This window comes from Mesorhizobium sp. M0514, from assembly GCF_040321145.1.
Taxonomy (GTDB): Bacteria; Pseudomonadota; Alphaproteobacteria; order Rhizobiales; family Rhizobiaceae; genus Mesorhizobium.
The window spans coordinates 40,732-60,738 of the sequence record NZ_JAMYQZ010000008.1 but is presented as its reverse complement, the minus strand read 5'-3'; the positions used below and the strand labels follow the sequence as shown (position 1 = coordinate 60,738).

The following is a 20,007-nucleotide window of genomic DNA, read 5'->3' as shown; positions in this document are numbered from 1 at the left end:
GAACATCCCCTGCCCTAACGTTTTTGCGGCCGGTAGCTTGAAGGTCAAGGAAACGCACGGTCCCGGTCAATCCGTCGGCAGGCGGTAGTCGCTGAACTGCTTGCGCAAGGTGATCTTCTGGATCTTGCCGGTGGCGGTGTGCGGGATTTCGCTGATGAAAGCGACGTCGTCGGGTATCCACCATTTCGGCACCTTGCCGTCCATGAACGCCAGTATATCGGCCTTGCTCGGCTCCTTGCCGGGCTTGGCGACCACGACCAGCAAGGGCCGCTCGCCCCATTTCGAATGATGGACGCCGATCGCCGCGGCCTCGGCGACATCGGGATGGCCGACGGCGAGGTTCTCCAGGTCGATGGTCGATATCCACTCGCCGCCCGACTTGATGACGTCCTTGGCGCGATCGGTGATCTGCATGTAGCCGCCGGAATCGATATGGGCGACATCGCCAGTGTCGAACCAGCCGTCCTTGTCGAACTGCTCGGCTCCGACGCCGCCATAATAGGCGCTGGCGACGGCTGGACCGCGCACCTTCAGCCGGCCGAAGGTCTTGCCGTCCCAAGGCAGTTCCTTGTCGTCGTCATCCGTCACCTTCATCTCGACCCCGAAGGGCGGGTAGCCCTGCTTGCCCTGGATATCGAGCCGGTCCTCGCCCTCGAGCGCTTGATACTGCGGCTTCATGGTGCACAGCGTGCCGAGCGGTGACATTTCGGTCATGCCCCAGGCATGGATGACTTCGACACCGTAATTGTCCTGGAATTTCCTGATGATGGCGCGCGGGCAGGACGAGCCGCCGATGACGACTTTGCTGAGATAGGGAAGCTTCTTGCCGGTGTCTTCCAGATGCTGCAGCAGCATCATCCAGACGGTCGGCACGGCGGCGCTGAAGGTCACCTTCTCGGTGTCGAGCAGCTCGTAGATCGAGGCGCCGTCCATCTTGCAACCGGGCATGACCAGCTTGGCGCCGATCATCGGCGCGCTCTGGCCAAGGCCCCAGGCATTGGCATGAAACATCGGCACGACGGGGAGGATCGTGTCCCGCGCGGAGAGGCCCATGGCGTCGGGCATGGCAGCAATCATGGCATGCAGCACATTCGAGCGGTGGCTGTAGAGCACGCCTTTGGGATCGCCCGTCGTGCCGGAGGTGTAGCACATGCCGGCTGCGGTGTTTTCGCCGAAAACCTTCCAGGCGAAGTCGCCATCGGCCTCGTTCAACCAGTCCTCATAGGCAACCACATTCGGCAGCGTCGTTTCAGGCAGATGCGCCTTGTCGGTCAGGACGATCACCTTTTTCAGCGATTTGACCGCGCCGGCGATCTTTTCCAGCAGCGGCATGAAGGTCAGGTCGACGAAGATCCCTCTATCCTGCGCATTGTTCATGATCCAGACGATCTGCTCGGGGAACAAACGCGGGTTGAGCGTATGGTAGATGGCGCCGATGCCCATGATGCCGTACCAGGCCTCTATGTGGCGCGCCGTGTTCCAGGCCAGGGTCGCGATGCGGTCGCCGAGCACAAAGCCATCGCGCTCCAACCGTTGAGCGACCTTGAGCGCGCGGCGATGAACTTCAGCATAGGTGGTGCGAACGACAGGACCTTCGATCGAGCGCGAGACGATCTCGCGCGTCCCGTGCTGCCGCTCGGCATTGTCGATCAGCTTGTGGCAGAGCAGCGGCCATTCCTGCATCAGTCCGAGCATCTGGTTCCTCCCATTGCTTCCTCGTTTTTCCCGTCTTTTGTTCCATTGTGGGACGAACGGACGGATTGTCCAGCCATGACGTCTCCAACCGTTAACGGCTGAAGCAAGCAGTGATCGAAAGGCGGGGAAAACCGCCACAATCCGGCCATCGTCGACGTTAAGGTTCGTTAACGGGGTAGGGGTGCGGATTGGCGACTGAAAGAGGTTCGCATGGACACGCAGCTCGACGGCAAGCAGATCGACGACAGGCAGATCGACGACAGGCAGCTGGCTGACACCGGGGCCGAAGACGTGCAGTTGGACGATATTCAACTCGACGACAAAGAGCTTGAAGACACGCTTGCCGCAAGTCTGGCCGATCTCGTGCCGGAGGCCAAAAAGGTTTCCGAAGACGAATTTGTCGAGGTGGTCGGCGGCGCCCTTGAGGCGGTCGGCGGCACGCTGCTGTTCAAAATGTGCGTCCAAAACGAAGGCGAAGGCCAGCATGTCGCCGCCGCATCGATCGGCGACGGCGGCAATCGCCAGTTCCTGCTGCTCACCTTGCCGACCGGCGGCGGCCCGCTGAAGGTCGAGACGACGTCAAGAAGCACCAACCCGGTAGCCGGTATTGCCGCGGCCTATGCCGGCCTAATGGACGTGTTCAAGACCGCAGCCTAGCATTCCACGCGGGATCGTTTTTAGTGATCGGAAGGCCAGCTCTGGCCTACTGGCGAAGGCTTGCGCAACGAGTTCTCCAGACACATTTTAGGGACATGGGAAGCAACCCCGCACGCTCTCAATCGGACTGTGCTCCCAATCGAACAAGGAGAACCCCGCATGGACCAGATCGCCAACCCCGCCCCCGGCTTTCAGAGCAATCCCGGCAAGGTCATCACCGTCGAACCCTATCGGGGTACCGTGGTCGTGCGTGCCGGCGATACGGTGATCGCCTCATCGACGCGGGCGAAGCTTCTGTCCGAACCGCCCTACCGCCAGGCATTCTACATCCCCTTCGAAGACATCGACTTCACCCAGCTCGGCAAAACCACCCTGTCGACCCACTGCCCCTACAAGGGCGACGCCAGCTACTGGAGCGTGCTGCCGGCCGGCGAGACCGGCAAGGACGCAATGTGGGGCTATGAGCAGCCCTTCGACGAAATGGCTGAGATTCGCGACCACGGCGCCTTCTATCCCGACAGGGTGACGATCGAAGCAGCACCGGCCTGAGCAAGCGACTCAAGCCGCCGTTGCTCGCTTCGTCATCCCAGGGTCTTCGCGACGGAGCTTCGCTCCTGTTTCACCCTGGGATGACGAAGCTCAGAGGCCTCGGCTAATCTCAAACGTCGGCGACGTCAGTCCAAAGGCGATGAAACTGCCTGCCGCCGCCTGATCCTAATCAGTCGTCCCGTCGTTGCCGACACCGTCGGCGTCATCCAGCCGCACGAACGTCAGCCCCTTGGCCTTCAGCGCGAGCAGACCTTGCACGACGCCCTCGCCGGCGGCGTGGGTCGGCTGGTTGATGTGGGCGATGATGACATCGCCATCCTTGGCGGCGGCGATGCGCCGGGCAGTTTCTGTTGCGCCGAGCAACGAGCCGCCATCGCCGTTGATCGAAAAGCCGGCGACCTTGAAGCCAAGCTTGCGGATCATGGCGATAGCCGACGGGCTGTATTCGGCGGTCGCGCCGCGAAACCATTTCGGCGCCGGCTCGCCGGTGCCAGCGAGAGCGGCAGCGCCCGATTCGACTTCGGCCTGCACCGCTTCCGGGCTGCCGGCGCTGCGGATGCCGTAGATCTTGCGCGGCGTGTCAACGGCCGGGATGTGATGGCCGCCATGGTTTTCCAGTTCGAACAGGTCCGGATGCGCGCGCATGATCTCGACGGCGGCGGCGTTGCGCTTCAGCCAGATACCGGTGACGAAGATCGTCGCCGGAATCCGGTTCTCCACCAGCGCCGACAGGATCCTCGTATCGGTCTGCCCGCCGCAGGCGTCGAGCGTAAGCGCGACGCGGCCGACACTGCTACCGTCCTCAGCCTTCAGATGCAGCGCCGGCTCGACAAGCGGCGCGGCCTGGGCCGAGGACACGGCCACGATAGATAGCGCCAAGGCGCAAAACAGCTTTTGCAAGGGATGCCTGTCTTGTCTGAGAATCGGCGCTGTCATAGCCGCATCCCAGGACCCGCAACAAGGCGGAAATCGGGATAGTGGCCGTGAGAAAGCTGATATCCAGACAATGTGACCGCCGCGCACCGTCAGACGGCGTGTTCCAGTTCCACATGCGTGCGTGACAGGACTTCGCGCACGGCCGCGACGACCGGTTCGACCTCGAGGCGCCAGACGCAGCAGGCCTTGCTGGGATCGAGCGGATTGCACAGGCTGCCCGCCACGCAATTGCACGGCATGGATGGCTGCAAGGCGAGGCTGGGCACGCCGACCGGTCCCCAGACGGCCGGGCTGGTCAGGCCGAACAGGCCGACAACCGGCGTTCCGGCCGCTGCTGCCATGTGCATGGGGCCGCTCTCATTGCCGACAAACAGCCGCGCCTGCTGCAACACCGCCAGCAGCGTTTCCAGCGACAGCGCGCCGACGAGGTTGACGATCGACGCGGCACTGGCGAGGATCTGCTCGGCCGGCTTGCGCTCGTCAGGGCCGCCGACGAGTACGAAATCCAGTCCGGTTTCGCGCGAAATCGTGTCGATCACGGCGGCAAAGCGTTCATGCTGCCAGCGCCGGCCGTGAAAACTGGCGCCGGCATGCACCGCGATAAAGCCATTTGGCCGCAGATGGTGTTTGTCCAGCAATGCCTGGGCCCTCGCCGTCTCCATCGGCAATGGCCGAATCGACGGCACCCGCACGCGCAGACCGACGCCGAGCGGCTCGAGCGGCGAAAGGTAGCGGTAGAGATAGTGACGTTCGCCAAAACCGAACGGCTCGGCAAAGACATTGGCGGGCTGGCGCTCATGCCAGCGCAGCGGCCTTTCCGGAGGATTGTAGCCGATGCGGGTGCTGGCGTTGAGGAACCTGACGATGAGCCGCGATGTCTTTGAATCGGTGAGGTCGATGGTCAGGTCGAAACGGAATTGGCGCAGCTGGCTGATCATCGAATAGAGCTCGCGTCCACGCTCCAGCGGGGTGCCGCGCATGGCGGCGCGGCGGAAGCTGACGACCTCGGCGGCGATGCCGTGCGCGGTGACGAAACTGGCGAGGCGCGCCTCGCAGAGAAAGACGATCCTGACACCGGGATATTCGAGCTGCAGGTTCTTGGCGAGCGTGGAGGACAGAACAACATCGCCGATGAACTTGGTCTGGATAATCAGGATCGAGCGGAAGGGTCTGGGCGAAATCTGTAACATCTTTTTCTCGGCACCGGGCGGGTTGGGGGGCCGTGAAATTGGGAAGAAACGATGTCGGGATTGCGTGTTGGGGCGCGCACATCAGCGTGAATTTGCTTACAAAATCGTAAGCTTAGCGCCAAACGGCCACGCAGGGGTGGCCGTTTCATCGATACCGAAAGGACTATGTCGAAATCAGGATGCCGCGGCGCTCTTTTTGGGGCGCGGCACTGCTGTTTTGGGAATCTGCACCGCGGCTTGGGCTGCGGCCAATCTTGCGATCGGCACCCGGTAGGGCGAGCACGAGACATAGTCGAGGCCGACCTCTTCGCAGAAGCGGATCGAGGCCGGATCGCCGCCATGTTCGCCGCATATGCCGAGCTTGATGTCGGGCCGCGTCGCCCTGCCCTTCTCGGCAGCCATGCGCACCAGTTCGCCGACGCCCTCGATGTCGAGCGAGACGAACGGGTCCTGCTCGATGATACCTTTCTGCCGATAGGTCTCGAGGAAGGATGCTGCGTCGTCGCGCGAGATGCCGAAAGTGGTCTGGGTGAGATCGTTGGTGCCGAAGGAGAAGAACTCGGCCGTAGCGGCGATGACGTGGGCGCGGATCGCCGCGCGCGGAAGCTCGATCATCGTGCCGGTGAGATAGTCGATCTTGACGTCGGTCTCGTCCATGACAGCCTTGGCGACCGCATCGATGCGCGCCTTGACGTAGTCGAGCTCCTTCACCAGGCCGACCAGCGGCACCATGATCTCGGGAACGACCAGCGCGCCGGCTTTCTTGCCGGCCTCGACGGCTGCCTCGAAGATGGCACGCGCCTGCATCTCGGCAATCTCGGGATAGGAGACGGCGAGACGGCAGCCGCGATGGCCGAGCATCGGGTTGAACTCGTGCAGGGCTTCTGTGCGCTGCCTGAGCTTGTCGGGCGAGACGTTCATGGCGGCGGCGACCTCCGCCACCTCCGCTTCCGTCTTGGGCAGGAATTCGTGCAGCGGCGGATCGAGCAGCCGGATCGTCACCGGCAGGCCGGCCATAATCTCGAACAGTTCGAGGAAATCCGAGCGCTGCATCGGCAACAGCTTGGCAAGTGCGGTGCGGCGGTCCTTCTCGGTATCGGCCAGGATCATCTCGCGCATAGCGACGATACGCTCGCCGTCGAAGAACATGTGCTCGGTGCGGCAGAGGCCGATGCCTTCGGCGCCGAAGGAGCGCGCCATGCGCGCATCGAGCGGCGTCTCGGCATTGGTGCGCACCTTCATGCGGCGCACCGCATCGGCCCATTCCATGATGGCGGCGAAATCGCCCGACAGTTCCGGCTGCAGCATCGACACGGCGCCCTTCAGCACCTGGCCGTTGCTGCCATCGATGGTGATGATGTCGCCCTTGCGGAAGGTCTGGCCCATCGACATCAGCGTGCCGGCCTTGTAGTCGACACGCAGCGAGCCGGCGCCCGAAACGCAAGGCTTGCCCATGCCGCGCGCGACCACGGCGGCGTGGCTGGTCATGCCGCCGCGCGTGGTCAGGATGCCTTCCGAAGCATGCATCCCATGAATGTCTTCGGGGCTGGTTTCGATGCGCACCAGGATTGCCTTGCGACCTTGCGTCTTCAGATCCTCGGCATCGCCCGAGGAGAAAACAATCTCGCCGGTCGCCGCGCCCGGAGAAGCCGGCAGGCCGACGCCGATGACATCGCGCGCGGCCTTGGGGTCGATGGTCGGATGCAACAGCTGATCGAGCGAGGCCGGATCGATGCGGGCGACCGCCTCCTCCGTCGTGATCAGCTTGTCGCGCGCCATCTCGACGGCGATCTTCAGCGCCGCCTTGGCGGTGCGTTTGCCGGAACGCGTCTGCAGCATCCACAATTTGCCGCGCTCGATGGTGAATTCGAGGTCCTGCATATCGCGGTAGTGCTGTTCCAGGCGGTCGGAGATGTCGACGAAGGAGCGAAACGCGTCCGGCATCAGTTTCTGCAGCGACGGCTTGTCCGAGCCGGCGGCAATGCGCGCCGCCTCGGTGATGTTCTGCGGCGTGCGGATGCCGGCTACGACATCCTCGCCCTGCGCGTTCACCAGGAACTCGCCATAGAGCATCTTTTCGCCGGTCGAGGGATTGCGGGTGAAGGCGACGCCAGTGGCCGACGTCTCGCCCATATTGCCGAACACCATGGCCTGGACATTGACCGCCGTGCCCCAGCTTTCCGGGATGTCGTGCAGGCGCCGGTAGGTGATGGCGCGGTTGTTCATCCAGCTGGAAAACACCGCGCCGATCGCCCCCCACAGCTGCTCGTGCGGGTCCTGTGGAAACGGCCTGTCGAGCTCCTCCTCGACCTTGGCCTTGTAGAGGGCAATGACGCTCTGCCATTCCTGCGCTGTCAGTTCGGTGTCGAGCTCGTGGCCGAGGCTCGCCTTCTGGTCCTCGAGGATCTCCTCGAACACTTCGTGGTCGAGACCCATGACGACATCGGAATACATCTGGATGAAGCGGCGGTAGCTGTCATAGGCAAAGCGGGCATCGCCGGAATCGGCTGCCAGCGCCTCGACCGTCTCGTCATTGAGGCCGAGATTGAGCACGGTGTCCATCATGCCCGGCATCGAGGCCCTGGCCCCGGAGCGGACCGAGACCAGAAGCAGCTTCGACGGATCGCCGAAACCGCGCCCGGTCAGTTGCCCGATATGGTCCAGCGCCTTGACGACATCGGCCTTCAACGCGGCCGGATAGCTGTTGCCGTTGGCGTAATAGGCGTTGCAGACTTCGGTGGTGAGCGTAAAGCCCGGCGGCACCGGCAGGCCAAGACTGCACATCTCGGCCAGATTGGCGCCTTTGCCGCCGAGAAGGTTGCGGTCGCCCGCACGTCCTTCCGCGGCGCCATCGCCGAAGGTGTAGACCCATTTGGTCATGCTCGCCCTCCAAGTTCTCGGAAGATTAGAACCCCGGGGCCAAGACCCGGTTCCCCCCGCGCTCCGACCCGAGCGTTATTATGCTGCAGTGCGAAAGGCAAGGTGTGGCAGCGAAGCCCGGCGACTACAATCGATTAAGCAAAAGCTGCGTCGAAAAGACTTGCCGGATCGCTGCCCCAGGATATAGAACATATAGGGAACAAGTTGGGAGCAGCGTGATGAAACTCAACGGAAAACTCGACTATCTCGAACTGCCCGCGACCGGCGCAACGCTGGACAGCGTCAAGGCTTTCTACAGCGCCGCCTTCTCGTGGTCGTTCACCGATTACGGGCCGACCTATTCGGCCTTCGGCGAAGGGCTCGATGGCGGCTTCCAGGCCGATGCAGCAGAGGCGCCGGCGAAACCATTGCCGGTGCTCTATTCGCAGGATCTGGAAGCAACGCTCGACGTTGTCGAAAGCGCCGGCGCCACGATCGTCAAGCCGATATTCTCGTTCCCGGGCGGCAGGCGGTTCCATTTCACCGATCCCGCCGGCAACGAGTTGGCGGTCTGGGGCGAATAGCGCGTCCCCGCGCCAAGCGGTGGATCAGTTTTGCACAGTGGCCAACTCGGCATTGAGCTTTCGTGCCGCTCGTCCTATAAGGCCGCGCAACGGGCAAAGCTCGCTTGCTGGGGCGTCGCCAAGTGGTAAGGCATCGGTTTTTGGTACCGACATTCCCAGGTTCGAATCCTGGCGCCCCAGCCAAATTACATGGCTTTTGGAATCAATGATTTACCGACCTTATGGATGGCTGCCGTCAGGAGCTATCTGACTCCCACGCGACCCCGACTCCGTCGACAGAGCCGGGGCCGTGCGGAGAGGATCAGTGATCGTTGTCGTCCTGGATGACGACGGGATGATGCCGATGATGTCGATAATAGCGATGATGGCTACGCTCGATCGAGCCGGTCACGATAACAGTATCCCGGCGATGATGTCTGCGGCCGTGGTCGTAGAAGGCAACCGTGCCGTGTCTGCGGTGATGAAGGCGTTGACCTTGGTCATTGATGATTCTGACGTTCCTGTGATGATGACGATGGTGGGTCGTGATGACCACGTCAGCTTCAGCTGCCGGAGCTACCGTTGGCACGGCAAGGAACAGCGCCAAGGCGCTCACGATCATTGTTTTCATTGTAATATCTCCATCTGCTAATTATCCCTTCGCGGGGATAACCGCGCCCCATCCCTTTGGTTCCGAGTAGCGTCGTTGGTCCACGGGCGCGATCAGTGACGGCTGCTCCCGCGCAACACGGCGTGTGAAGGAAGGAATTGCGACAACAGCTCTTGTTGGCAACTTCTGGTAAAGGCGCTCTTTCAAGCCGGCCACCAAGGTTACGCAACTCGACAAAGCAGCGCTGCGCACGACCATTCTATGTCGTCGCGTTCGATCTCCTGATCTGTGACGGGAAACACTTGTCTTGCGAGGAGGACTGTCGGCACAACTTTTCAGATTTACGAGAATACGACCAATCAGGCCATCTTAGATCGCCTAAGTCGGGCCGTCTCAGATCCCGTAAGAAAGTGCAAGGTAAACCACCGGCGCCAAGATCAGCAGAACCGCGATTCCGATAACCACTGCGATTGCCAGGCGCTCTGTTCGCCTGACAAGCTCAGCGACCTTGTCGTCGTCAGCCGATGGTATGAGGTCAAGAACGGAAGAAACTTCCGCAGGACTGTCGTTGTCGTTTGCGGGTCGGGTTGCGCCGTCACGCACAGATCTCTGGACAAAGGTCACTGTTAGCCTCGCTATTGAAACGCACGCCGTTGGCGGTGTCACGACAATCGGGTGCCCGCTAACCTCTCAGGAATGGCGGGCACCCGATTGACCACCGATGAAGGGACTCATGCTCGGCAGCCCGGTTCCAATGTATCGGGAGGGCATAGGTTGCCCGCCTTCGGGCCTATGGCTCCGACGTCAGGACTTCAGTCATACCCTGTTCGGACCTTGGTCTGGCAATCGACGAAGCGATGGCCGCCATTTTGTTTCGACGCAGAAAATGCGGGAACATTAGTAGGCTCTTACGAGTTCACTCCCAGCAACTAGTTCGGGAGAGATACGGTGAACAACATAATCTGGCTCATCGGAGCAGTCGTTATCGTGATTGCGATACTGAGCTTCCTTGGCTTCCGATAAACGTGGCAGCTGAATTGCTGTCGGAGCCTATTGCCATCTGTGCCTTTTAGGCATCGCTTTCGCGTTGGCCTGTGGGCTTTGGCGTTCGCTCTCAGGTGGTGCTTAAATTCCTTCTCTTCGAACCTTACAGAATGCGCGTCGCAAGCAGGTCGCAGGGGCGACGGCCCTGTTGCAACAGTTGGATCGAGGCCATCGCCGACGAAATCAACAAAGCATGCTGCGTCAGCTCGCCTCGCGCATCGCTTCGGCGGCCTGCAGATCGACCGAGACCAATTGGCTGACGCCCTGCTCGGCCATGGTCACGCCGAACAGGCGGTTCATGCGCGCCATCGTGATCGGGTTGTGGGTGATGATGACGAAGCGCGTCTCGGTGGTCGCGGCCATTTCGTCCATCAAATTGCAGAAGCGCTCGACATTGTGATCGTCGAGCGGCGCGTCGACTTCGTCGAGCACGCAGATCGGCGCCGGATTGGTCAGGAACACGGCAAAGATAAGCGACATCGCCGTCAGCGCCTGCTCGCCGCCGGACAGCAGCGTCATGGTCTGCGGCTTCTTGCCGGGCGGACGGGCCAGGATTTCGAGCCCGGCTTCGAGCGGGTCGTCGGATTCGATCAGCTGCAGTTCGGCCGTCCCGCCACCGAACAGATGCGAGAACAGCCGCTGGAAATGGCCGTTGACCACCTCGAAAGCGGCAAGCAGCCGTTCGCGGCCTTCGCGGTTCAGGCTCTGGATCGCTTGCCTCAGTTTGCGGATCGCCTCGATGATGTCCTCGCGCTCGGAAACGATGGCCTCCAGCCGGTCCGACAATTCCTTCTGCTCTTCCTCGGCGCGCAAATTGACGGCACCGAGCCTTTCGCGCTCGACCTTCAGCCGGTCGAGCTGGCGCTCGATCTCGGCCATTTCCGGCATCGGGCTATCGGCTTCCAGGCCGGTATGGCGGATGACCAGATGCGGCGGCGTGTTCAGCGTTTCCTGGATGCGCGCCTCGACCTCGAGCCGGCGCTCGTCGGCGGCGGTCAATCGCTCTTCGGCGCGGACGCGGGTTTCGCGGGAATCGGCCAGCGACTGGATCGCCGCGGTGGCGGCCTTGTCCAGCTCGGCCTGCTTGGTCTCGGCCTCCTGCAAGCGGTCGGCGGCTGCCTTGCGCAAGGTCTCGGCCTCGGTGAGCTGCGACAGCAGCGCGCGGCGCCTGGCGTCGATCTCATCGGGGGCGTCGGCCAACGTCTCGCGCTCGGCCTCGGCTTCAGCCCTGCGCTCGCCGAGCGAGGCGATCTGGGTCGAGGCGTTTTCGGCCCGCTGCAGCCAGTTGCTGCGCTCGGCGCCGATGGCGTCGAGCCGGCGCGTGCGCGCTTCGGCTTCGCGGCGCAGGCCTTCATGGACGGCGCGCGCGTCGGCCAAGGTTGCGCGGTCCCTGCCGACATTGGCGGCGGATTGTTCAAGCTGCAATTGCAGGTCGCCGAGATCGGGGGCGTCCTGCAGCAGCATTTCGGCCTCGGCGAAGGCGGCGGCCGTTTCTTCATGGCTGTCGACGATTCGTGCGCGCGCCTCGTCCAGGGCGGCGCGGCGGCTTGCCAGCTCGCCACCGGCCTTTTCGGCCTCGGCCAGCGCGCTGCGGGCGGCGTCCAGGCCGTGCTGGGCATCGCGCCCGGCCTGGCGGGCATTGCGTTCGGCCTCACTCGCCTGGCGGAGTGCCTGTTCGGCCTGGGCAAGGGCAGCCTCTGCCTCGCGCATGATCTGCGTCGCCTGCACCGCCTCGGCATCGAGCTCGGCCAGCCGGTTCTTCTGCGCCAGCCTTTGCGCGGCCGCGGTCGGTGCATCGGCGCTGGCGGTCAGCCCGTCCCAGCGCCACAGCGCGCCGTCACGGCTGACCAGCCGCTGGCCGGGGGCAAGCAGCGTCTGCAGGCGTTTGCCGTCGGCGGCATCGACGATGCCGATCTGCGCCAACCGGCGGGCAAGCTGCGAAGGCGCGCGCACCACGCTGGCGAGGCTCTTGAGGCCTTCCGGCAAGGCCGCATCGCCTGATTGAACCTGGCTTTCGCCCCAGTGCACCGGCGCGCTGCGGTCGAGCGGCACGTCGAGATCCTCGCCAAGCGCAGCACCAAGGGCCGTCTCATAGCCGCGTTCGACGCTGAGTTGCTCCAGCACCGACGGGAAAAGATCGCCGCTGGCGGCATTGAGGATCTTGGCCAGCGTGCGGGCTTCGGTCTCGATGCCGGCGAGTTCGGCCCTGGCATCCTGCAGCGGCGGACGGGCGGCACTCTCGGTGGCGCGCGCCTCGGCGACCGCCTGTTCGGCAGCAATGGCGCCGGCCTCGGCCTCCTCCAACCGGGCGAGCGCGTCCTCGACCAGAGCGCGCTTCTCGGCGGGATCGGGCAAGCCCGCAACCTTCGACACAATCTCGGACAATTCGCGGTCGACATCGGCCAGTTGGCGGGCAAAGCGATCGCGGCGTTCGGCGTTTTCGCGCAGCGTTCGTTCGATCTGATTGCGCGCGGCGGCGGCCTCGGCGCGTTCGGCGGTCAGCGCAGCGAGCTTGGCTTCGCTTGTGACAAGCGTTGCGCCGGCCTGCTCGAAAGCGGCCCGCGTCGTGGCCTCGCGCTCGGCGGCGCCGGCATTTTCGGAGTTGAGCGTGGCTTCTTCCTCGCGCAGGCGCTCAAGAATATCCGCATTGTCGCGGACCATGCGCTCCTCGCGGGCGATGTCGCCGTCGAGCTGCTGCAGCCGGCGCTCGAGTTCGGCCTGGCGGGCGCGGATGCGGCCTGCCTCCTCCTCGATCTGCGCCTTGGCGATCGACAGCCGCTGGAAGGCGGCGGCAGCCGCGGCCTCGGCGTCACGCAGATCGGGCAGCCGGTGGGCGCCGATGCCTTGCTCCCGGGCGGCAGCCATCTGGGCGGCGGCGCGGTCGCCGACCAGAGCTGTGGCAACCGCCAGCGCCGACCGCGCATCGCCCTCCTGGGTCTTGGCCAGCGTCCAGCGCAGATGCAAGAGCGTGGCTTCCGCCTTGCGGATATCGGCCGACAGGTTCTTGAAGCGCGATGCCTGGCGCGCCTGGCGCTTAAGGCTTTCGATCTGGCTCTCCAGTTCGCCGACGACATCGTCCAGCCGTTCCAGATTTTGTTCGGCCGCCTTCAGCCGAAGCTCGGCCTCGTGACGGCGCGTGTGCAGGCCGGAAATGCCGGCGGCCTCTTCGAGCAGCGCGCGGCGCGCCTGCGGCTTGGCCTGGATCAGTTCGCCGATACGGCCCTGTCCGACCATGGAAGGCGAGCGCGCGCCGGTCGACTGGTCGGCGAACAGAAGCTGCACGTCCTTGGCGCGGGCTTCCTTGCCGTTGATGCGGTAGAGCGAGCCGGCTTCGCGCTCGATGCGGCGCGACACCTGCAATTCATCGGCGTCGTTGAAGGCGGCGGGCGCGGTCCGGTCGCTATTGTCGAGGAACAGCGTGACTTCGGCGGTGTTGCGGGCCGGGCGCGTTCCCGAGCCGGAAAAGATCACGTCGTCCATGCCGGACGCGCGCATGTTCTTGTATGAGCTTTCGCCCATCACCCAGCGCATCGCCTCGACAAGGTTCGACTTGCCGCAGCCATTCGGCCCGACAATGCCGGTCAGGCCACGTTCGATGACGAACTCGCCGGGTTCGACGAAGGACTTGAAGCCGAGGAGGCGAAGGCGCGAAAACTTCATTCGCGCCTGCCTGGAAGGCACAAAGGTGCGCTGACGCCGAAGCGCAGTCGCTCCGGCGCCGCCTGGACGTCAGAGCAGAGGGTCGATGATGGCCGATATTTCCTCAATCGACATCGCACCTTTGTAGGTTTTCCCGTTGATGAAGAAGGTCGGCGTCGAGTCGACCTTGAATTCATCGGCGCCGCGCTTCTGGACCGATCTCACATCGTCCAGAAGTTTCTGGTCCGTCAAGCAGGCCTCGAAGGACTCCTGTGTAAAACCGGCGAGCTTGGAGATCTGCAGCAGCGCATCCTTGGTATTGTTGACGCCGACCCAGTTGGCCTGCTGCTTGAACAGCACGTCGACCATCGGGAAATAATTGTCCTTCGAACAGCGCGCCAGCATGAAACCGGCCTCGGCGCTCGGATCGAACGGGAATTCGCGCAGGATGTAACGCGCCTTGCCGGTGTCGATGTACTTGGTCTTCAACTCAGGGAAGGTGGTCGCGGCGAAATGCGCACAATGCGGGCAGGTCATCGAGGCATATTCGACGATGGTGACCTTGGCGTCATCCTTGCCGAGCTGCTTGTCGGGCAAAGCGCCGGGCTTCAGCAGTTCGGCCATGTCGACATTGCCGGAAGACTCCGGGACCTTGACGGCGGCCGGAGTGGCAGGCGTCGAAGCAGGCGCGGGAGCCGCAGGCTTCACATCCGCTGCTTTGGCATCCTCGCCTGAATCGCTGCATGCGGCGAGCATAGCCACTGCCGGAATGACGGCCAGCGAAGACAGGAGGTTTCTGCGGGACAAGCTACGGTTCATGCGAATCACCTGACTGTGGTTTGATTTTGCAACGCAAAGGCTAGAAAAGGCGAGAGTTGGCGGGAATTAAGGCATCGCCGTCCCCATTCCAATCGCCAAACTCTACATGCAGGATCACGAATGCGCGAGATAGATGACGCGTTCATGACCGACTGATTACCGGTTGATTACCTTGGCCGCTTCCTTTGGCCAAGAATTGTGGCGCCAAGACGCTCCAGCGAGGCGCGCAAGCCTTCATCCTCGATCTTGCCGACGGTATCCGACAATTTGGCCTTTTCGACAGAAGTCAGTGCTCTCGGCGTCGGTTTCGGCCGGGCTTTGTCCCTCAGCACCGGCTTTTGCACGATCCGGATCCTGCCGATCGCGTTGAAGCCGAGAAAGGCATTGACGCGGTTGATGATCTCGCCGGTCTCGTGCTGTAGGTGCAGCGCGGCCATGCCCTCGCAGGCGATGACCAGCACCGCCGGCTCGAACGGATCGTCCTCATGCATGCGGCGCGGCCACTGGATTTTTTCGGGGCGCGAATGGCCGGCGAGCCTGGGGCCGGCGATCTCTTCCCATGACTGCACCAGCCCGATCGAAATGCCGGCCCGCTTGCGCAGCACGGGGTCGAGGATCGCGGTCGCGAGATCGCTCACCGGAACGGGATTGCCGTAAGGCGTTCTCCCTGCCATGTACGTTCTCCAGCCACGCTCCTCACCAGCCTAGAGCCAGCCCGCGATCAATGGCACTGCACGAACAGACCCGCAAGGCCGCATCCGGACCAACTCTATCGGGAGAGATCGCCGCGCGTCTGCTTGCCTGGTACGACGCGCACCATCGCGAACTGCCGTGGCGGATCACGCCGCACGCCGCGGCCGGCGGTGCACGGCCGGACCCCTATCGCATCTGGCTTTCGGAAGTGATGCTGCAGCAGACCACGGTCGAAGCGGTAAAATCCTATTTTCGCGCCTTTGTCGAGAAATGGCCTGATGTGAAGGCGCTGGCGGCTGCGCCGGCCGAGGATGTGATGAAGGCCTGGGCCGGGCTCGGCTATTATTCACGGGCGCGCAACCTCAAGGCCTGCGCCGATCTGGTTGCGAGCCAGGGCGGCCGTTTTCCCGACAACGAAACGGGATTGAGGGAATTGCCGGGGATCGGCGCCTATACGGCGGCGGCGATCGCGGCGATCGCCTTCGACCGTCCGGCGGCGGTCGTCGACGGCAATGTCGAACGTGTCATCTCGCGGCTCTATTCGATCGCAACGCCGCTCAGCGAGGCAAAGCCTGAAATCCGCGCGCTCGTCGAAAGACTGGTTCCGCAGACAAGGCCGGGCGACTTCGCCCAGGCAATGATGGACCTTGGCGCCACGATCTGCACGCCAAGACGGCCGCGCTGCATGCTGTGCCCGGTGCGCGAGGATTGCAGCGCCATCCTGTCCGGCGACCCCGAGCGCTTTCCGGTCCGCCTGCCCAAGGTCGACAAACCACTCAGGCGGGGTGCCGCCTTCGTCGCCGAGCGCGGCGACGGCGCCATCCTGTTGCGCAAGCGGCCTGACAAGGGCCTGCTCGGCGGCATGACCGAGGTGCCGACCACAGGTTGGACAGCGCGGATCGACGGTGCAACCACTTCGGAGGCAGCGCCCTTCCCTGCCGACTGGCGGCGCGCTGGAGAGATCGCGCATGTCTTCACCCATTTCGCGCTCGAGCTCGAAGTCTTTCACGCTCAAGTGAAAAGTGATGCGCCGGAAGGGCATTTCTGGTCGCTGGCCCATGACATTTCCGGAGAAGCGCTGCCGACGGTCATGAAAAAGGTCATCGAAGCAGCGATACCGGGCGCAACCAAAAAACACCGCCCGATTGACTAGCATTCGCTTTGAAAGGCCAGAAATGACTGAAATCCGCCATATCGTGTTCGACATCGGCCGCGTCTTGCTCCACTACGATCCGAACATTCCGTTCAGCCGCCTCATTCCCGATGCCGAAGAGCGCAAGTGGTTCTTCGACAATGTCTGCACGCATGACTGGAACATCGAGCAGGACCGTGGCCGGACGTGGGAAGAGGCGGAAGCGCTGCTGATCGCGGATTACCCGGATCATGCTGAAAACATTCGCAATTTCCGACGCCATTGGAACGACATGGTGCCGCATGCCTATGAGGACAGCGTCGCCATCATGCTCGGCCTGATCGAGAGCGGCCACGACGTGACCATGCTGACGAACTTCGCCGCCGACACACTTGCCGAGGCGAGGCTGCGCTTCGATTTCCTTAGCCGCCCGCGCGGCGTGACCGTGTCGGCCGATATCCGTGAGATCAAGCCCGACCGCGCCATCTACGACCATCACGTCGCCGCGTTCGGTCTCGAACCGTCAGCCACGCTGTTCATCGACGACAGCCCCAGAAATGTCGATGGCGCCAGGGTGGCCGGCTGGAATGCTGTGCTGTTCACAGATGCAAAAACGCTCAAGGCGGACCTTGAGCGGTATGGCATCGCGGTATGAGCCGCGCAGAGGCCGGAAGGTAGCGCTCTACGACTTTACACCCTGAGATCAAGCCCCTGCCCGCTCCATGCCGAGCCTGGCGATGCGGCGCAGTTCGTCGATCGGGGTCAGGCCGCCCGAGCGCTCATAGTGCCAGAAGGTCCAGCCGTTGCAGGCGTCCAGGCCCTGCACTTCGGCGCCGATCTTGTGGATCGAGCCGGCGCTGTCGCCGATCGCCACCGTGCCGTCGGCGCGTACCTTGGCCGACCAGCGCTTCTTGGCGTCATAGAGCGTGGCGCCGGGCTGCATCAGACCGGTATCGATCAGGCTGACGAAGGCGACGCGCGGCTCGGCGCGCTTGCCGGTGAGCACGGTGAGATCGGCGCTTTCCAGCGGCCGCACGGCATCGATGCGCTCGTTGGCGGCGTCGATATAGACCTGTTCGCGCTCGATGCCGACGAAGTGACGGCCGAGCCGCTTGGCCACGGCGCCGGTGGTGCCGGAGCCGAAGAATGGGTCGAGCACGATGTCGCCCGGCTTGGTCGAAGCCATCATGATGCGGGCGAGCAGCGCTTCCGGCTTCTGCGTCGGATGCAGCTTGTCGCCATTGTCGTTCTTCAGCCGCTCGCCGCCAGTGCAGATCGGGAACAGCCAGTCGGAGCGCATCTGGATGTCGTCGTTCGATGCCTTCATGGCTTCGTAGTTGAAGGTATAGCCCTTGCCCTTCTGGTCGCGCGAGGCCCAGATCATGGTCTCATGCGCGTTCTGGAAGCGGCGACCGCGGAAATTAGGCATTGGGTTGGTCTTGCGCCAGACGACATCGTTGAGGATCCAGAAGCCGAGATCCTGCATCTTGGCGCCGACGCGGAAGATGTTGTGGTAGGAGCCGATGACCCAGATGGTGCCATTCGGCTTCAGCACGCGGCGTGCCGCCAGGAGCCAGGCGCGGGTGAAGGCGTCATAGGCCTCGAAACTCTCGAACTGGTCCCAGTCATCGTCGACGGCGTCGACCTTGGACTGGTCGGGCCGGTGCAAATCGCCGTCGAGTTGCAGATTGTAAGGCGGATCGGCGAAGATGACGTCGATGGATTTTTCCGGCAGCCGGTCGAGCGCGGCGACACAATCGCCCTTGAGGATCGTGTCCAGCCACTCGGATTGCTGGGGGGCGTGGGAGAGGTCGGCGAGAAGACGCACGGCAGACATTTTTACACCCAAGGCACGCGTTACTGTTTACTCCCCGTTATGGTTACCGATCAGCGTAAATATTCGGTGAAGGACGCAACGGTCCAGGCAGCCCTGACGTCGTCAATTTGCGCAGCCCGGCCCGTTGGTGTATGTCGCGCCGCTTGAGCCTTGCCGGGCCTCCATCACCCTCCCTCGTTCGGATTGCCATGCCCCAGCCAGATCTTGTCATCTTCGATTGCGACGGCGTGCTCGTCGATTCCGAAATCATCGCAGCCCGCGTCGAGGCCGAATTGCTGACCTTGGCCGGATATGAAATCTCGGCTGAGGAATACGCCGAAACCTATGCCGGACTGACCTTCAAGGACATCATGATGCGGGTCGAGCAAAAATCCGCCATCCCGTTCCAGGCCTCGATGATCGACCGGGCCGAAGAGCTGGTCGACCGCAAACTGCGCAGCGACGTGCGCGCCATCGACGGCGTGCGCGAGGCGGTCGCCGCGGTCACCGCGCCGCGCTGCGTCTGCTCGAACTCACGCTTGGAGCGGATCGAGTTCATGCTCGAGAAAGTGGGCCTGCTGCCGTTCTTCGCCGGCCGGATTTTTTCAGCGCTGGAAATACCAAGCAAGAAAACCAAGCCCGCGCCGGAGGTGTTCCTGATCGCGGCGCAGCAACTCAACGCCAATCCGGCAAACACCTTCGTCATCGAGGATTCGGTGCACGGCGTCACCGGCGCCAGGGCCGCTGGCATGCGCGTGATCGGCTTCACCGGCGCCGCGCACAGCTATCCCGGCCATGCCGATGTGCTGACCGAAGCCGGCGCCGAAACCGTCATCCGCCGATGGGCCGAACTGAAAAGTGTGATTGCCGCTCTGTCGGAGTGGTCGGACGCCTGAACCGATCAGTCCTTAGCTTTGGCCGACTTAGCCGGTTTCTTCTTAGCCCTGTTGTAGGCAATCGCGGCGCGGACGAGCGCTTTCAGCGCATCCGCATCGATCTCGTCGCCCTCCGACACATCGATGGCGCGCCACACCTTGCCGTTGAGCCCGTTGTTGAACAGCCTGTAGGGATCCGGCAGGCTGGCACCGTGAGAAAAGGTCAGCTTCACCTTGTCCTTGTGAGCGTTGCCGACGGCGATCATGCCGTCGCGTGACCATACCGGGCTGCCCATCCACTTCCACTCCTCGATGATTTCCGGGTCGGCGTCGAGGATGGTCTTGCGCAGGCTGGCCAACGTCTTGCCCCGCCAATCGTCCAGCTCCCGGATTCGGGCATCTATCCGCTCGGAGGCAGAGGCGCCTCCCTCATCCTTGCTCGACATGCTGATCTTCATGGTCTGCCTCCGTTCACATCTTATCGCCGGGCAATCGGCTGGCCTGCTTCACCCAGGAGGCGAAGCGGGCTTCGTCGATCTCTTCGCCTTCATGGATGTCGAGATAGCGCACTTCCTTTTGCCTGGAACCGCCGGGAGGCACAGGATCGAGCGACGTGCCGCGAAAGAAGGCGACTTTGACGTATCTGGTGAAGCAATGCAGGCTGAGGAACCAACCCTCGCCCTCGATGCCATAGAACGGTGAGTTCCACTTCACCGCCTTGTAGACGCCGGGGACGGCGCTGACGATAAGTGCGTCGATCCGGCGCCCGACATCGCTTTTCCAGCCCGGCATGGCAGCAATATACGCCTGCACCGGAGCGTCCCCATAGGCCTTCGGGATCTGCGGGTTGCCGCCCGAAAGCAGGACCGGCTTTTCCGGCTTGTCTGGGGCCGGTTTTGCGACCTTCGATTTTCCCAGCGCCTTGGCCAT

The 20,007-nt window shown here is 63.2% G+C and carries 17 protein-coding genes and 1 tRNA gene; 7 read left to right on the top strand and 11 right to left on the bottom strand.

Annotation, left to right across the window (positions count from 1 at the left end; translation table 11 throughout):
• Positions 1-66 precede the first annotated feature (66 nt).
• On the bottom strand, positions 67-1,695 hold the full coding sequence (locus tag NKI61_RS05830) for a fatty-acid--CoA ligase (RefSeq protein WP_352838997.1): 1,629 nt from the start codon (positions 1,693-1,695) through the stop codon (positions 67-69).
• 297 nt (positions 1,696-1,992) lie between these two features.
• Between NKI61_RS05830 and NKI61_RS05825 the strand changes: the two genes are divergently transcribed.
• Together NKI61_RS05825 and NKI61_RS05820 are read left to right on the top strand one after the other, a co-directional pair.
• Positions 1,993-2,352, top strand: a complete 360-nt coding sequence (locus NKI61_RS05825; protein WP_023670697.1) for a hypothetical protein — start codon at positions 1,993-1,995, stop codon at positions 2,350-2,352.
• Positions 2,353-2,511: 159 nt separating this feature from the next.
• A complete protein-coding gene (locus NKI61_RS05820; RefSeq protein ID WP_023731365.1) occupies positions 2,512-2,901 on the top strand; it encodes a DUF427 domain-containing protein in 390 nt (129 codons plus the stop codon).
• Positions 2,902-3,066: 165 nt separating this feature from the next.
• On the opposite strand, the gene NKI61_RS05815 is transcribed toward NKI61_RS05820, so the two are convergent.
• The 3 genes from NKI61_RS05815 to ppdK all read right to left on the bottom strand — a co-directional run bounded on the left by NKI61_RS05815 (position 3,067) and on the right by ppdK (position 7,907).
• Positions 3,067-3,837: a polysaccharide deacetylase family protein gene (locus NKI61_RS05815; protein ID WP_050588131.1), complete on the bottom strand. Its 771-nt coding sequence runs from the start codon at positions 3,835-3,837 to the stop codon at positions 3,067-3,069.
• A gap of 89 nt (positions 3,838-3,926) precedes the next feature.
• Positions 3,927-5,027, bottom strand: coding sequence for a glycosyltransferase family 9 protein (locus tag NKI61_RS05810; protein WP_023747534.1), 1,101 nt, complete (start codon positions 5,025-5,027; stop codon positions 3,927-3,929).
• 174 nt (positions 5,028-5,201) lie between these two features.
• Positions 5,202-7,907 (bottom strand): pyruvate, phosphate dikinase, encoded by a 2,706-nt coding sequence (gene ppdK / locus NKI61_RS05805; RefSeq protein WP_352838996.1) that lies wholly within the window; start codon positions 7,905-7,907, stop codon positions 5,202-5,204.
• Positions 7,908-8,125: 218 nt separating this feature from the next.
• On the opposite strand from ppdK, the gene NKI61_RS05800 reads away from it, so the two are divergent.
• Positions 8,126-8,470 carry a VOC family protein gene (locus tag NKI61_RS05800; RefSeq protein ID WP_352838995.1) on the top strand — a complete coding sequence of 115 codons (345 nt, stop codon included), beginning with the start codon at positions 8,126-8,128 and terminating at the stop codon, positions 8,468-8,470.
• 108 nt (positions 8,471-8,578) lie between these two features.
• A tRNA-Gln gene (locus NKI61_RS05795) sits at positions 8,579-8,653 on the top strand.
• 118 nt (positions 8,654-8,771) lie between these two features.
• On the opposite strand, the gene NKI61_RS05790 is transcribed toward NKI61_RS05795, so the two are convergent.
• From NKI61_RS05790 to NKI61_RS05775, 4 genes are all read right to left on the bottom strand, one after another.
• Complete coding sequence (locus tag NKI61_RS05790; protein WP_352838994.1) at positions 8,772-9,080, bottom strand: hypothetical protein; 309 nt, start codon at positions 9,078-9,080, stop codon at positions 8,772-8,774.
• A gap of 1,224 nt (positions 9,081-10,304) precedes the next feature.
• Positions 10,305-13,763: a chromosome segregation protein SMC gene (smc, locus tag NKI61_RS05785; protein ID WP_352838993.1), complete on the bottom strand. Its 3,459-nt coding sequence runs from the start codon at positions 13,761-13,763 to the stop codon at positions 10,305-10,307.
• A gap of 69 nt (positions 13,764-13,832) precedes the next feature.
• A complete protein-coding gene (locus tag NKI61_RS05780) occupies positions 13,833-14,561 on the bottom strand; it encodes a DsbA family protein (RefSeq protein WP_023692056.1) in 729 nt (242 codons plus the stop codon).
• Between the two features lie 167 nt (positions 14,562-14,728).
• A complete protein-coding gene (locus tag NKI61_RS05775) occupies positions 14,729-15,235 on the bottom strand; it encodes a DUF721 domain-containing protein (protein WP_023687168.1) in 507 nt (168 codons plus the stop codon).
• Positions 15,236-15,285: 50 nt separating this feature from the next.
• Between NKI61_RS05775 and mutY the strand changes: the two genes are divergently transcribed.
• Positions 15,286-16,407, top strand: coding sequence for an A/G-specific adenine glycosylase (gene mutY / locus NKI61_RS05770; protein WP_023692057.1), 1,122 nt, complete (start codon positions 15,286-15,288; stop codon positions 16,405-16,407).
• Between the two features lie 22 nt (positions 16,408-16,429).
• On the top strand, positions 16,430-17,041 hold the full coding sequence (locus NKI61_RS05765) for an HAD family hydrolase (protein WP_352838992.1): 612 nt from the start codon (positions 16,430-16,432) through the stop codon (positions 17,039-17,041).
• Between the two features lie 48 nt (positions 17,042-17,089).
• On the opposite strand, the gene NKI61_RS05760 is transcribed toward NKI61_RS05765, so the two are convergent.
• A complete protein-coding gene (locus tag NKI61_RS05760) occupies positions 17,090-18,223 on the bottom strand; it encodes a site-specific DNA-methyltransferase (RefSeq protein ID WP_023716124.1) in 1,134 nt (377 codons plus the stop codon).
• 188 nt (positions 18,224-18,411) lie between these two features.
• Between NKI61_RS05760 and NKI61_RS05755 the strand changes: the two genes are divergently transcribed.
• Positions 18,412-19,098, top strand: coding sequence for an HAD family hydrolase (locus NKI61_RS05755; RefSeq protein ID WP_352838991.1), 687 nt, complete (start codon positions 18,412-18,414; stop codon positions 19,096-19,098).
• A 5-nt stretch (positions 19,099-19,103) separates the two neighbouring features.
• Here NKI61_RS05755 and NKI61_RS05750 read toward each other — a convergent pair whose 3' ends face one another.
• Positions 19,104-19,535, bottom strand: a complete 432-nt coding sequence (locus NKI61_RS05750) for a DUF1801 domain-containing protein (protein ID WP_023731299.1) — start codon at positions 19,533-19,535, stop codon at positions 19,104-19,106.
• 13 nt (positions 19,536-19,548) lie between these two features.
• Positions 19,549-20,007 (bottom strand): DUF1801 domain-containing protein, encoded by a 459-nt coding sequence (locus NKI61_RS05745; RefSeq protein ID WP_023735570.1) that lies wholly within the window; start codon positions 20,005-20,007, stop codon positions 19,549-19,551.